Annotated in this window: 16 protein-coding genes; 2 read left to right on the forward strand and 14 right to left on the reverse strand. The window is 49.8% G+C overall.

All coding sequences use genetic code 11. The features are described 5' to 3' along the window. The first annotated feature begins 14 nt into the window (after positions 1 to 14). Both BSQ33_RS18755 and BSQ33_RS18760 read left to right on the forward strand, forming a co-directional pair. Positions 15 to 590 (forward strand): NAD(P)H-dependent oxidoreductase, encoded by a 576-nt coding sequence (locus BSQ33_RS18755; RefSeq protein WP_021021053.1) that lies wholly within the window; start codon positions 15 to 17, stop codon positions 588 to 590. A 380-nt stretch (positions 591 to 970) separates the two neighbouring features. After that, entirely contained in the window at positions 971 to 2,608 is a 1,638-nt protein-coding gene (locus tag BSQ33_RS18760; protein ID WP_088134910.1) for a phosphoethanolamine transferase, read from the forward strand. Positions 2,609 to 2,723: 115 nt separating this feature from the next. On the opposite strand, the gene BSQ33_RS18765 is transcribed toward BSQ33_RS18760, so the two are convergent. From BSQ33_RS18765 to BSQ33_RS18830, 14 genes are all read right to left on the reverse strand, one after another. After that, a complete protein-coding gene (locus tag BSQ33_RS18765) occupies positions 2,724 to 3,530 on the reverse strand; it encodes an ATP-binding cassette domain-containing protein (RefSeq protein ID WP_088134911.1) in 807 nt (268 codons plus the stop codon). Next, positions 3,530 to 4,204 (reverse strand): cobalt ECF transporter T component CbiQ, encoded by a 675-nt coding sequence (gene cbiQ, locus BSQ33_RS18770; RefSeq protein WP_021021056.1) that lies wholly within the window; start codon positions 4,202 to 4,204, stop codon positions 3,530 to 3,532. The genes BSQ33_RS18765 and cbiQ overlap by 1 nt, the downstream gene beginning before the upstream one ends. Continuing rightward, positions 4,188 to 4,472: an energy-coupling factor ABC transporter substrate-binding protein gene (locus BSQ33_RS18775; protein ID WP_021021057.1), complete on the reverse strand. Its 285-nt coding sequence runs from the start codon at positions 4,470 to 4,472 to the stop codon at positions 4,188 to 4,190. Before BSQ33_RS18775 ends, cbiQ begins: the two co-directional genes overlap by 17 nt. Next, complete coding sequence (locus BSQ33_RS18780) at positions 4,469 to 5,149, reverse strand: energy-coupling factor ABC transporter permease (protein ID WP_039837596.1); 681 nt, start codon at positions 5,147 to 5,149, stop codon at positions 4,469 to 4,471. The genes BSQ33_RS18775 and BSQ33_RS18780 overlap by 4 nt, the downstream gene beginning before the upstream one ends. 86 nt (positions 5,150 to 5,235) lie before the next feature. Beyond that, complete coding sequence (locus tag BSQ33_RS18785; protein ID WP_088134912.1) at positions 5,236 to 6,081, reverse strand: cobalt-factor II C(20)-methyltransferase; 846 nt, start codon at positions 6,079 to 6,081, stop codon at positions 5,236 to 5,238. Next, positions 6,078 to 6,923 carry a sirohydrochlorin cobaltochelatase gene (cbiK, locus tag BSQ33_RS18790; RefSeq protein ID WP_088134913.1) on the reverse strand — a complete coding sequence of 282 codons (846 nt, stop codon included), beginning with the start codon at positions 6,921 to 6,923 and terminating at the stop codon, positions 6,078 to 6,080. Before cbiK ends, BSQ33_RS18785 begins: the two co-directional genes overlap by 4 nt. Continuing rightward, on the reverse strand, positions 6,898 to 7,719 hold the full coding sequence (cobK, locus tag BSQ33_RS18795) for a precorrin-6A reductase (protein WP_021021061.1): 822 nt from the start codon (positions 7,717 to 7,719) through the stop codon (positions 6,898 to 6,900). Before cobK ends, cbiK begins: the two co-directional genes overlap by 26 nt. After that, entirely contained in the window at positions 7,716 to 8,441 is a 726-nt protein-coding gene (locus BSQ33_RS18800; protein ID WP_021021062.1) for a precorrin-3B C(17)-methyltransferase, read from the reverse strand. The genes cobK and BSQ33_RS18800 overlap by 4 nt, the downstream gene beginning before the upstream one ends. Beyond that, entirely contained in the window at positions 8,426 to 9,520 is a 1,095-nt protein-coding gene (locus BSQ33_RS18805; RefSeq protein WP_088134914.1) for a cobalt-precorrin 5A hydrolase, read from the reverse strand. Before BSQ33_RS18805 ends, BSQ33_RS18800 begins: the two co-directional genes overlap by 16 nt. Further along, entirely contained in the window at positions 9,507 to 10,274 is a 768-nt protein-coding gene (locus tag BSQ33_RS18810) for a cobalt-precorrin-4 methyltransferase (protein WP_088134915.1), read from the reverse strand. The genes BSQ33_RS18805 and BSQ33_RS18810 overlap by 14 nt, the downstream gene beginning before the upstream one ends. Continuing rightward, positions 10,271 to 10,846 (reverse strand): decarboxylating cobalt-precorrin-6B (C(15))-methyltransferase, encoded by a 576-nt coding sequence (locus tag BSQ33_RS18815; RefSeq protein ID WP_021021065.1) that lies wholly within the window; start codon positions 10,844 to 10,846, stop codon positions 10,271 to 10,273. The genes BSQ33_RS18810 and BSQ33_RS18815 overlap by 4 nt, the downstream gene beginning before the upstream one ends. Positions 10,847 to 10,884: 38 nt before the next feature. Next, a complete protein-coding gene (locus BSQ33_RS18820) occupies positions 10,885 to 11,493 on the reverse strand; it encodes a cobalt-precorrin-7 (C(5))-methyltransferase (RefSeq protein WP_021021066.1) in 609 nt (202 codons plus the stop codon). Further along, positions 11,490 to 12,626 carry a cobalt-precorrin-5B (C(1))-methyltransferase CbiD gene (gene cbiD / locus BSQ33_RS18825; RefSeq protein ID WP_088134916.1) on the reverse strand — a complete coding sequence of 379 codons (1,137 nt, stop codon included), beginning with the start codon at positions 12,624 to 12,626 and terminating at the stop codon, positions 11,490 to 11,492. Before cbiD ends, BSQ33_RS18820 begins: the two co-directional genes overlap by 4 nt. Then, entirely contained in the window at positions 12,623 to 13,303 is a 681-nt protein-coding gene (locus BSQ33_RS18830; RefSeq protein ID WP_088134917.1) for a cobalt-precorrin-8 methylmutase, read from the reverse strand. Before BSQ33_RS18830 ends, cbiD begins: the two co-directional genes overlap by 4 nt. Positions 13,304 to 13,323 lie beyond the last annotated feature (20 nt).

Below are 13,323 nucleotides of genomic sequence, written 5' to 3' on the forward strand. Positions count from 1 at the left end.
GGAGCAATTAGACGATGAAAAAGATTCTAGTCATCAATGCCAACCCAAAATCTAACAGTTTTTGTAAATCCTTAGCTGAAAAATATACCTCAACTGCGGCAAACGACCATGACGTTGAGCAAATCCATATTGGTGATCTGAATTTCGAAATCAGTTTAAACGAAGGGTATGATGAAATAGCAACCCTAGAGCCTGATTTACTAGATTTCCAGAAAAAGATTCAATGGGCAGAACATATTGTCATTATTAGCCCTGTTTGGTGGGGAACAATACCCGCGAAATTCAAAGGTGCGATTGATAGAACCTTTCTACCCAGTTTCTCATTCAAATACATAGAGGGTAAATCAATTCCCCAAAAGTTATTAAAAGGGCGAACCTCTGAGCTGATCATCACCCTTGATACGCCACCCTTCTGGTTCAGACTTCTCTATGGTAACCCGATATACAAACAGTTGAAGCATGCTATTTTGGACTTTTGTGGCATAAAAAATACCTCTTCGACGTATTTTGGTCCAATGATGAGTGCAAGTCACAATCATCGGGAAGCTTGGCTGAATAAAACAGCGCAACTGGCAAGCAAAATAAAGTAACAGTATATCGTTGAACACCCCAATGCATGAGTCAATACACATGCATTGGGGTCTCTGTTATTTGACTCACGACTTTCATCTGACGTTTCTCTTCAGCGATTCCCGGCCCAATGATTGCGTGCCATTACGATTTATCTACCCAAATTTCAATACGATAGCCATAAAATTCCCGCCCATCCATATCATAAGCCGATGACACCAATACGAATCAAATTGAGTATTAATCTCAATTATATGGATATTTTTGTTGACCAGATCACACCTTTGACTATAAGTTTATGCAACTTTTCATACGGAATTGAATCATAGGTAATTGAACCGACACCAATCAATGCTGTAGATATTTCTCAGTAATACTCTGACTAACAAGCCATGAAAAAATGAAAATAATAAATACGATCAAACAATTAAAATTATCTTATCATGCCATTACAATTATTATTGCTATTTATTTTTCGGTTATTTTAAATTTGCCGGTATATAAATCACTGCATGAAATTTTTAATCAATTGGATGCAGTTGATACTGGATTCATTATTTCTATTCCATTCTTTTTTATTTTTGCTTTAACCATTATTTTCAGTGTATTTTCATGGCCAAAAATAACGAAAATATTCTTTTCTATCCTACTGTTAACATCGAGTCTTGTCAGTTACGCCACTTACAATTATGGCACGATATTCAATGCTGAAATGATAGAAAACCTGATTGAGACGAACGTCGGTGAGGCCTCTTCTTACCTGAGTCTCAGATCGGTTCTCTGGTTTCTTGGTCTGGGAGTCTTACCAACCATACTGCTCATCCTAACCCCGATCAAACAGGAAAAGTTCCTCGCTTTACTGACGAAAAAATTGGGGATTATTTTCATCTCTGGATTAGGGATTGGCCTGATTGCTTCAGCATATTATCAAGATTATGTATCAGTCGGACGCAATAACGGCTATATCAAGCGGATGATAATCCCAACATATTATGTCAATGGTATTGCTGAATATATTCATCAGACATATTTTTATACTCCATTGCCTTATGTCCAGATTGGGTTGGATGCAAAGCAGCAGGCGGCAGTTCCCGGTCAAAAACCGTCATTGGTGGTCTTCATCCTGGGTGAAACCGCCAGAACATACAATTATCACTCAAATGGCTACCCAAGACCCACGACACCTTTCACCGATGCGCAAGGGGTGATCTCCTATCAACATGTCGCTTCTTGTGGTACAGCCACCGCCGTCTCGGTTCCCTGCATGTTTTCCCGTCTCGACAGAAAAAACTATAATGAGCAACGCGCCTATCATCAGGACAACCTGATCGACGTCTTAAACAGGGCGGGTATCGATATTTTCTGGAAAGAGAATGATGCCGCCAGTAAAGGGATCCCCAAACATGTCAAATATCAGGAGCTGAAACGTAATTCTCATCATCCGTTATGTACGCTTGAAGGATGTAAAGATATGGCTTTGCTCAATCATTTCGAGCAGGATATTCATGCACTACAGGGCAATAGCTTGGTGGTACTCCATTTGATCGGCAGCCATGGGCCGGCTTATTTTCAGCGTTATCCGCAAGAATTTGCGCACTTTCAGCCAGATTGTCAGCGGGATGATATTGAAAACTGTACCCACGAGCAGCTCGTCAATACTTACGATAACACGATCCGCTATACCGACTACGTCGTCGCCCAGACGATCGACCGGTTAAAGCAATTCTCTGACCGCTATAATACCGCGCTGATCTATCTCTCTGACCATGGTGAATCTTTAGGTGAGAATGGCATCTATCTGCATGGTTTACCCTACTCTATCGCACCGATGGAGCAGAAACATGTGCCGCTGATGGTGTGGTTGTCTGATGGGTATCAAGCCGCGCAGCATATCGATGAATCCTGCCTGAAAAAGCAAGCCGCAACAGTGCATGTGTCACAAGACAACCTGTTTGATTCACTGCTTGGCGCACTCAATGTTTCAACCCATCTCTATCGACCGGCAAAAGATATCTTTTCCGCATGCCGAAAAAGATAGTCCCGTAAATCCTGGGTCAATCAGATCAGAGGGGCACAGGCCTGCTCTGATCGGTCTCAGTGCCATAGAGCGGATATTAACGCGTGTGTCCCACCGGCCTGTATTTGCTTTGCCGTCATTGGATAACCGAAGCCTGATGATTCATCTCTTGCTCGCTACGAAATAAAGGGATACCCAATGTCTGATGCATTTTGACCAGCCACGGCTGTTCCAAGCCGATACTTTCCATCGCAGCTTTGTCGAGAAAAATGCTTTCCGGTTTTCCCGCGTTCACCACAGCGCCGTCGGCCATCACATAAACGTAATCGCACAACTCGTAAATCAGATCGATATCATGGCTGGACATCACAACATGTTTGCCCAGAGAAGCAAATGTCCCAATCAAAGATTTCATCTGACGTGTTCCGACGGGATCCAGCCCGGCAGTTGGTTCATCCAGCAGCAGATACGAACTGTCTAACACCAGCGCACCGGCAATCGCAACCCGTTTTTTCTGACCATAGCTCAAAGCATGAACCGGCTGATTGATCAGGTTTTGACCATCTACCAATGATAACGCATCGCTGACTCGCCGCTCGATCTCTGCTTCATTCACCCCCAGATTTCTTAAGCTAAAAGCAATGTCATCAAAGACATCGGTATAAAATATTTGCTGATCCGGTTCCTGAAACACCAGCGTGACGCGCTGTCGATACTCAAACAACGATTTTTTCGCGTATGTCAGGGGCTGACCTTGCCATAAAACATTGCCATGCCGTGGCCGGTATAAACCAAGTAAGAGTTTAAACAGTGTCGATTTACCACAACCGTTGGCACCGACCACCCCGATGACCGAATGTGCCGTAAAATCCATCGACACATGCTTAAGTACCGATGAGCCATCCTCATAAGCAAAATCAACCGCCTGAACCGCTAACGTCATTAGAGAAACTCTCCTTGATATAGCTTCACAAAAAGGGATGCTTTCATCTGTTGATGGCGCACCAAGACACGCTGTAACAACATCGCCGCTAACTGTGCCAGAGATTTCAGCCAGTTACGGCGACGGATATAACCAAAGCGCAACGTTTGGGCGGTAAAAATGGCGTGCGCTTCTTCAATCAAAATAAAAATGAACCGATACGTCAGTAACACTTGTTCAACCAGTACCATCGGTAACCGCGTTGCTTTCAGCAACCGGATACACTGATTGAATGGCGTCGATACCACAAAACAGTAAGTGGCAGCAATCGAACATAAACACCGTATCAATGTTTGCCCAGCCATCCCCCATAACTCACGACTGACGCCGAAAAATCCGTCAGCAACCGGCAGACTGATGATCAATCCATCCGGCTGTTGATGATAGGTCAACACCATCGCAATAATGCTGAAGAGCAAAAATCCGGCGGGTAACCGCAACCAACGCAGGTATTGCCTGAGCGTGATCCGGCCACCGACACAAGTCAGCAGCATCAACAACAGAAACAGTCCCCATTGATAAACAACCGGTAGTGTAAGAGCCAGAATCAACGTGACGAGATAAAACCAGCCTTTGTACACGGGGGGCACATGAACCCACCGACTCCGATAGGCGTATTTATCGATGAGTAACATGACGACGCCGACGCCCTTGATAAAAGCCGAGAATATAGAAGATCACAGCCGAGCCAAGCGAACCCTGTAGGGTAAACAGCAGGCTTTCAATTTCACCACTGGCCGGTTCAAATATCGGCTCAAGCCACGGCTGATAGTCAGGCGCTATTTCGGTGATGACCGACTCTGCTTCACCGTCTGAACCACCGAATTCGCCCGGAACACCTAACACAAACGGCATCACGATCAGCAGGCCGATCATCAATATAATCAATACATTCTTTTTCATCTCAGCACACCTTGTGTTGTTCCGAGCAACGCCCGTTTACTCAGTTGTTCATAAATCAAAACCGTCAGTAACCCTTCCGCAATGGCAATTGGCACCTGAGTCAGCATAAACACCCCCATAAATTTACTCACTGAGGCGACCATCCCTAACTGCGGATCGGGGAATGCGAAACCCAGTTGCACGGAAGTGACTAAATACGTTGCCAAATCAGCACCGGCGGCACACAAAAACACAGCAATATCCTTTCTGAGATTGAGCCGGTTCGCCGTAACCCACAAAGCGTATCCGACCAAAGGCCCGATCACCGCCATTGACATGCCATTGGCCCCCAAAGTTGACAGCCCCCCGTGTGCCAGTAACAACGCCTGAAACAGCAGGACGATCCCGCCGAGCAGCGGCACCACCATAAACCCGAACAGAATCACCGCCAGACCTACCCCCGTAGGGTGGGAGCAACTGCCAGTCACCGCCGGTAGCTTGAGTGCGGACAGAACAAAAATAAAGGCCCCACACAACGCTAACAGCACCTTTTTATCACTGTCGTTGGCAACCAGATGCTTCAGTTTTCTGATACTCAAGATCAAAAATGGCAGAAAGAGTACCCACCAGCTCAGCGCCCATATCGGTGGTAAAAATCCTTCCATGATATGCATCGCATTCGCACGGATGGGGAACATCAAGCACGCCACTGCTCCGAGACATGGCCCAAAGGGTTTGCAGGAGAGTTGAGAGAACAAGCGTTGAGAAAACATAAGTCAGTTCCTTATCTGTTGTCTGAAACGGCGGAGAACTTTTGTGGTTGGTCACCATGACTGGTCTTCACGAAATCCCGGTGGACGAAACCTTGATGGGCGAAACGCCGATTGACTAAAATGGTCGAAAAGTAAGGCAGCGGGGTGTCGCTACGAATCGCGCTCAGGTCTGGATAATAGATTTCGTTGTCCATTGACGCATTCGCCATCAAAATGGCACAGGAGAGCAATCCCTGTTCATCCAGTAGGGTGCGGATTTTTTCAAATCGCCCATACACTTTCATCAACACCACACATTCATGCTCGGTCAGCGCTCGGCGCAAAACCGCTTCGTCCGCCGTACATGACATCACCGCCATTGACTGTTGTTCCATACACAGCGGAAATTGTCCGCCGGCAGCAATGGCAGCAAATGACGTGATGCCCGGCACCACTTCAATATCCAACTGTGGCGCAAGCCGTTCGAGCAAGAACACCCAAGTGCTGAACAGCATACTGTCACCCAGAGTGATAAAACCGACCTGCTTCCCCGCGGTGACATCTTGTGCGATTTCTGCGGCAATGCGATCCCAGGCCTGATGCTTGGCTGCTGCATCGTTGGTCATCGGAAAGTGGCGCGCTTGGATCACCACGTGTTCCCCCAGATACTCGCGCACAATGGACAAAGCAAGACTGTCCCCCTGCTGACGCCCGGCCGGTGCGTACAATACATCGAGATGACCCAAAATCCGGGCAGCGCGGACGGTGATTAAATCACTGGCTCCCGGTCCGGTGCCCATGGCAAATAACTTTCCGCCATTTTTGGACTTCCCACCATTTTTGAACTTCCCACCATCCTTTAATTTTCCACCACTCATGCGACAGGCTCCTTGACATCCGTTGCTGGCATAACGGTGGCTGAGCGTTGATTGCCAGACGGCTCCGGTGGCGGGGCAACCGCAGCTAAATGGTCAATAAACAACTGACGAATCAACGGATTTTCACCTAATCCCTGAACGATCGGTTCGGCGGCAATCCCAGCCTGTTGAATCAGGACTTTCCATGAGTCCGCTTCATCGGAGGCCATGTCATGAATCGCATGGTCACCGGCCACCAGCATCAATGGCATCAAATAAACTTTCCGTATCTGCGCCTGTTGCAGCCGCTTGATAACGGTCTCGATCCCCGGATAACTTTCCACCGCACCGACCATAAAAGGTCGCTGATATGTTTGCATCATATGGTCAAGGCACGCATAAGCTGAAAACGCATGATGTGTCGTCCCGTGTCCCATCAACACCAAGCGTTCATCGCTCGCAAGTGGCGGTGACTGGTATTCAATCGCATCAATCAAGCGGTGATAGTCATCATCGCCACTCAACAATGGAACACCGATGTCGATCCGTGCAAACTGGTCTTGAAAATGCGCAACTTCACGGACGATCTTTTCATATTCGTCACCGTTGATAATATGGAGCGACTGGATTAACACATCCTGATATCCGGCGCGTTTCAGCGATTCCAGTGCCTGACGCGGGTGATGAATATCCATCCCATCCCGCTGCGCTAACTTGTTAATAATCATCGATGAGGTAAAAGCCCGAAAGAAATCCCGGTCGGGAAATGCGTCCGCCAAAGCTTGTTCACACGCCTCAATATTTTTTTGCCGTGCTTGCGGATAACTGGTTCCGAAACTAATCACTAATAGTGCTTTTTTCATCAAATGATTCCTTCTGTTGCCATGAGCGGAACAATGCTTCGCACGCGTCAAGGTCGTGTAATGTTTCAACATAGTGGGTCACAAAATTCAGGGGAGGACGTTGAATCACAATGCAAGGGATCCCCAGTGACAGACATGGTTCCACTTTTTCGGTAAAGCCACCGGCCCGACCGGACTCTTTGGTAATCACCACATCCGGCTGGATCATGTCGTACAGCGCGTGATTCATCGCTGCGGAAAAAGGACCTTTCATCGCAATAATTTGCGCATAGCTCAGCCCCAGAGACTCACATTCCGCAACCACTTCCGATGTCGGCAATACACGCGCATATAAGGTTTTATCGCTCAGTAATTGCCGGAACCGGGCGAGATCTTTACTCCCGGTGGTCAACAACACATTCTGCTGTTGCGGGGTGATGCGTTCACAGGCTTCAGCAATGCTGCGGACATAGGTAAGCAGCGGATGCGCACCGACATCGACCGGTGTCGGACGCTCATAGCGAATCACCGGACACCCCGTTTTCAGGCTGGCAGCCACGATGGTTTCCCGTAATTGCTGCGCATAAGGATGGGCGGCATCAATCACACAATCGACCTGATGCGTCAATATCCATGAGCTCATCGTTGCGGTATCCAGCCGGCCTTGAATCACCGGCGCGCCCAGCGACTGTACCGCAGCCAGCCCTGTCGGGGTCGCCACGGACAGTGTATAGCGGATGCGACATTGCGCCAGCATCCGGCAGAGAATAGCTGCATCGGATGTGCCGCCAAAAACCAGAACATGGTCGGGGCTCATAACGTATATCCTCGTGGTGTAATCATCAGCCCCTGTTCAACATAAGTGGACTGATTGCCGACAATCACCATCGTACGCATATCGACCCGTTCAAAATCCATGGCTGCCAAAGTGGTCAGCCATTTGGTTTCTTTACGACGCCCGGCTTCTTTGACGACCCCGACCGGTGTCTCCGGTGCTTTATAGGGCGACATCAATTCAAATGCATGACGTAAGTGCCCTTCCCGCCCCCGACTGCGCGGGTTATAAAAACAGATCACAAAATCAGCGGCTGCGGCTGCGGTAATGCGCTTGGCAATCACTGACCAAGGTGTCAATAGATCACTCAGACTGATGTGACAAAAATCATGCATCAGGGGCGCCCCCAGCGCAGCACCGGCAGCAATACTTGCGGTCATTCCCGGCACAACCTTCACTTCAACATGCCACGTCTGCTTGGTCACCATTTCCAGAATCAAGCCGGCCATGCCATAAATCCCGGCATCGCCACTACTGATAAGCGCAACGGTTTGACCCGATTGTGCAATCTCAAGGGCGACCTGACACCGTTCAATCTCTTTACACATCCCGGTTTTAATCACCGGTTTATCGCCCACCAACGCTTTCACCAGATGGGTATAGGTTTTATAGCCCACGATCACATCAGCCGCTTCAATGGCAGCGCGCGCCTCTGCGGTCATCATCTCTAGGCCACCGGGGCCAATGCCTACGACATATAACATGATTTCATGACTCCATAGGTCAGGGTAATACCTTGTTGTCTTAGGGTTTCCCCCAACAGACAACCGTCACTGAGCAGCCAGGCTGCCGGTTGAGAAACACATCCGACACCCACAGTTTGTTGAACGAATTCCGATTGAGGAAATTGTGCTGAACACGAACTTAATTCGGCCGCGCTGAATAATTTGAAGGGCACCTGATACTGCTGCGCCAGATGTTGCAATGCCGGCTCATCACATTTGAGATCAATACTGCCAATCGCAGCCATAGCGAGCGGATGAATATTGAGGCGTTGCAACTGTTGCTGAAAGAGGGTCAGTAGCTGTACGGAAGACATGTTTTTCCGACACCCGATGCCGGCAACGAGGCGTCTCGGGATCAACTGAAAGCTGGGAATGGGCCAGTCCGGTCGCGTCACTTGCATCGACACATCAATCAGCGCGGACAACGCATAACGGGCAACATCGTGTTCTGTCACAAGGGTCAAACCACGAATATCAAACTGATGGATATCAAAACCGAGTGTCGCTTCGAGCCACGGGTCAATATGAAGCCCGACCGTGTGCCCACTGACCAGCAATTGGTTTACGGTTTTGGTCGCAGCATGCAACTGCTCACTCGCGGCATTCAACTGTTGTGCCAACAGATCGAAAGCACAGGTTTGATTGACATCCGTTGCCGTCGAGATCACCGGCTGCGCCCCAAGACTGTCAGCCACCTGTCGAGCCAGCTCATTCGCCCCACCGATATGCCCCGACAACAGACTGATCACAAATTGTCCTTGTTCATCAATCACTAACACGCCCGGGTCGGTGAATTTATCTTTCAGTAGCGGCGCGATCATTCTGACCGCAATCCCACAGGCACCAATAAAAATCAGGGCATGATCGCAGCCAAACCGTTGCGCCACCGTCTGCTTCAAACTGCCGTCAAATGGCAGGAATCCAGCCTGTAGGTACTTCTCCGCGCAGTAGCAACGCATTGATAATGCCGGAAACGCCTGACGAAGCCGCCGGGCAATCTGCTGACCGCCCGGTGTCAGGCTAAACAGAGAGACGGAAAAACCGTTAACGGTATTCATGACTGAACGCCGCATCATAAAGTTTAGAGTAGTGGTATTCTTCTCCCAGAAAGCGACCAACCAAGATCAACGCTGTTTTTTGAATGCCTGCATCCGTCACGGTTTGAGCGATATCGGCAAGGGTGCCTTTCAGGATCTGGCAATCCGGCCAAGTGGCTTTATACACCACAGAGACGGGGGTATCGAGCGGGTATCCCCCCTGCACCAATTGTTCGACAACGGCAGCGATGCCCTTGACTGACAGGAAGATCGCCATCGAGGTTTGATGGCCGGCAAAGCGAGTCAGCGACTCCAGCTCCGGGGTTGGTGTCCGGCCCGCCATCCGGGTAATAATCAGGCTCTGCGAGACTTCAGGCACCGTGTATTCAACCCCAAGCTCAGCTGCGGCTCCCAGAAAAGAAGACACCCCGGCAATACAGCGAAACCCTATCTGCTGTTTTGCCAGTTCTTCCCCCTGTTCTCGCACCGAACCATACAACGACAAGTCACCGGTTTGCAGTCTCACCACCAGTTTGTTGGCGTGAATACCGTCAACCATCAGTTGAATGATTTGCTGTAAATGTAAGGCTGCACTGTCATGGCATTCCGCTTCCGGCTTGCAGTAATCCAGTAAGGCCGGATTGATCAGCGAACCGGCATAAATCACCACATCCGCCTGTTGCAGCAAGCGATACCCTTTCAGGGTCATCAGCTCCGGGTCTCCGGGTCCGGCACCTACAAAATAGACTTTGCTTTTATCCAGTGTCTCCGTCATTGTGCGCTCCCTTCAGTACACTTGGTACACGACATCACAAACGTGGGGTTATTGGGTTTGAAATAGTAACTGCTGCCCAACGGGGTCATCGGGGACACCATGATTTGGGTACAGTCCAGATCCCGGATCGGGCCGTGTTTCAGGTGCTCTAACGCCTGATGCAGATTGTCTTGCAGAATAAATGTCATCACTAACCGGCCATGTTCCGTCAAATGAGCCAGAGCCCAGTCAATGATCGCCGTGAGGTTACCGCCACTGCCGCCGATAAATATCGCATCCGCGCCTCCCGTCAGATCACAAGGGGCAACAGCCTCAATCAGCGCAATCCGCTCGACGGCGTGGTGCTTGATGTTTTGCCGCATGATCGCCAGCGCCCGGGCATTCTTCTCAATCGCGGTAACGGCCAACTCAGGAAAACGCAGGGCTGCTTCAATCGCAACACTTCCGGTTCCCGCCCCGACATCAATCAACCGCTGCGCCCGACCGAGTTCTAATCGGTCAAGCACGACAGCGCGGACTTCCTGCTTGGTCATCGGCACTTTGTCGGCTCTCAGAAATTCGCTATCTTTCATCTGTGTCTCTTTCGTTCAGTACCTTTGTTCCGTTACATTTATTCAGGGGATTCATTGAGCACAATGACCACATTCATGTCATATGACCGCTGCACCTGTTCTGCCCGAAGCATCGAAATCCGTTGATTGGCGTAGCCCAGATTTTCACCAATAATAAAGGTCCGCTTCAGTTGCCGGATAAGCGCTTGCTGGGCAATGCGATACGGCCCGAGATATTGATCCGTCACCAATGCAACCTTGTCGTGTGCAAACAGAAAATCGAAGTCCGGTGACTGACCATGACTACTGGTGATATACAGCTCGTTCATATCCATGCCGATTTCAGCAAACAACATCTGAATCGAACTGATACCGGGAATGACTTGCCGCTGAGCGGGCGGAAAATGCTGGCAGATACGTTTACCGATCCCAAACAACATCGGGTCGCCCGATGCCAACACCACCACCTGACGGGATGAAATCTCAGCCAGAAATTGCATGGCTTGGTCGATACTGCCCGACATTGCTATTTTTTCGCCCTGAAAATCAGGGAACAGCTGCAATAATCTCGGCCAGCCGACCAACACCTCTGCACGGTCAATGAGCTGACGCGCAGCCAGCGTGAGCATGTCATCTTTACCGGGGCCGATACCAACCACATAAATCATTGGTAATCCTCCAAAATTGTGTCAATCGGACGATGACAGCCTAAGATCTGATTGTCATAAGAAAACAGCACTACATCGCAACAAAACGGGTGACTGGCATAACGCAGCATGTCCGCAACCCGCGTACAGATCCGCTGCGCCAGCGCGGTATATACGGCCTGATAGCCATGCTGTTCAATCAGTACCAGTGCTTCTTCTGTGGTCAGGCAAGCATAAACTTGTTGCAGCAATGCATTCGGGGCCCCCAGCAATGCCAAATGGGTAACCAGCGTTTCCAGCCGCGCATCGGCAACATGCGAATGGGTATGAAAAACACCGGCAGCAATCTTAATCAGTTTGCCGATATGCCCGACCAGTAGAACCTGCTCGAACTCAAGACGACTGGCCTCTTGCAACATGTAGCCGACAAAATTACTCATGGTGACGACCATCTCGTGATTCAGATGCAACTGTTGACGCACAAACCGTTCGCCATGGTTGCCCGGGACGAGAATAACCCGGCGGTGACCTTGGGCTTTTTTCTGTTCCAGTTCAATGGCTAACGAGCGTTTCCAGCTCTCCTCAGACATTGGCGTCACAATGCCGGATGTCCCGATAATCGAAATCCCATTTTCAATGCCCAGCTTGGCATTGTAGGTTTGTTTGGCTCGCTCAATACCTTCCGGTGCGAAAATCTCAACCGTGACGCCTTGGTTCGGCCCGATAACCTCACGCACCGCTTGTTCAATCGTATGGCGCGGGGTTTTATTGATGGCCGCTGCACCGACCGGCAAACCAACGCCTTGCCGTGTGACGATGCCGATGCCTTCGCCTCCCGTAATATCAATCGATGTGCCGGAATTGCGTGTCACTCGGGCAAAAATCAACATGCCATGCGTCGCATCGACATCATCCCCGCCATCTTTGCGAATCGCAGCGACAGCCTGAAACTGCGCGACAGTCGCAGCTTCAACACTCAGATGCAGTGGAACACCGGACGGTGTCACAATCGAAACTTGATCAATACGTTGTTGACGCAGCAGCATCAGTGCCGCGACTTTCGCAGCCGCAGTCGCACACGAGCCGGTGGTATAGCCTTTGCGATATGCTTTACCGCGATGCCAGACCAGATCCTGAGCCGTCGATTCAGTCATCGTCCCTCCTGCATGTCATACAGCACCGCGTTAACAATCGCGGCGGCAACATTACTGCCGCCTTTGCGCCCCAGCGCGGTAATAAAAGGGAAATCACTGTCATACAGGGCTTGTTTTGATTCAGCCGCACCGACAAACCCCACCGGAACGCCGATGGTGACAGGCCGCTTTGCTCCGGCACTTTGCAGTAACTGAAACAAAGCCGTCGGGGCGTTGCCGAAGACAAACACCGCATCGTCACTTTCAGCCAACGCCTTTTCTACCGCAACCATTGACCGGGTTTTACCCTGTGCCTTGGCTATCGCAGCGACATCCGGATCGGCAATATAACAGCGCACTTCACAGCCGAATTGACGGAGCAGTGATTTATTCATCCCGGCGAGCACCATGGTGGTGTCGGTATAACACACACACCCAGCCGCAATCTGAGCTTGCAGCCCGGTCAGAACCGTTGGCGAGAATTTTAAGATCTCCAGCCAGTCAAAATCGGCGGTGGTGTGGATCGCCCGGGTAATGATTTTTTGCTCAAGCGGATGGCGGAAACGATAGGTCGGAAAGTCGGTCTGGATGATTTGATCAATGATCTCGAAACTGGTCGATTCGATTTGCTGCGGCTGTTGAATAAAAGATTGCGGTTGCTGACTTGTTGTCTGGCATCGGTTTGGGTTCGCTTTCATAGACCACCAATCACTGTTTA

The sequence above is a fragment of the Vibrio gazogenes genome (genome assembly GCF_002196515.1).
Taxonomy (GTDB): Bacteria; Pseudomonadota; Gammaproteobacteria; order Enterobacterales; family Vibrionaceae; genus Vibrio; species Vibrio gazogenes_A.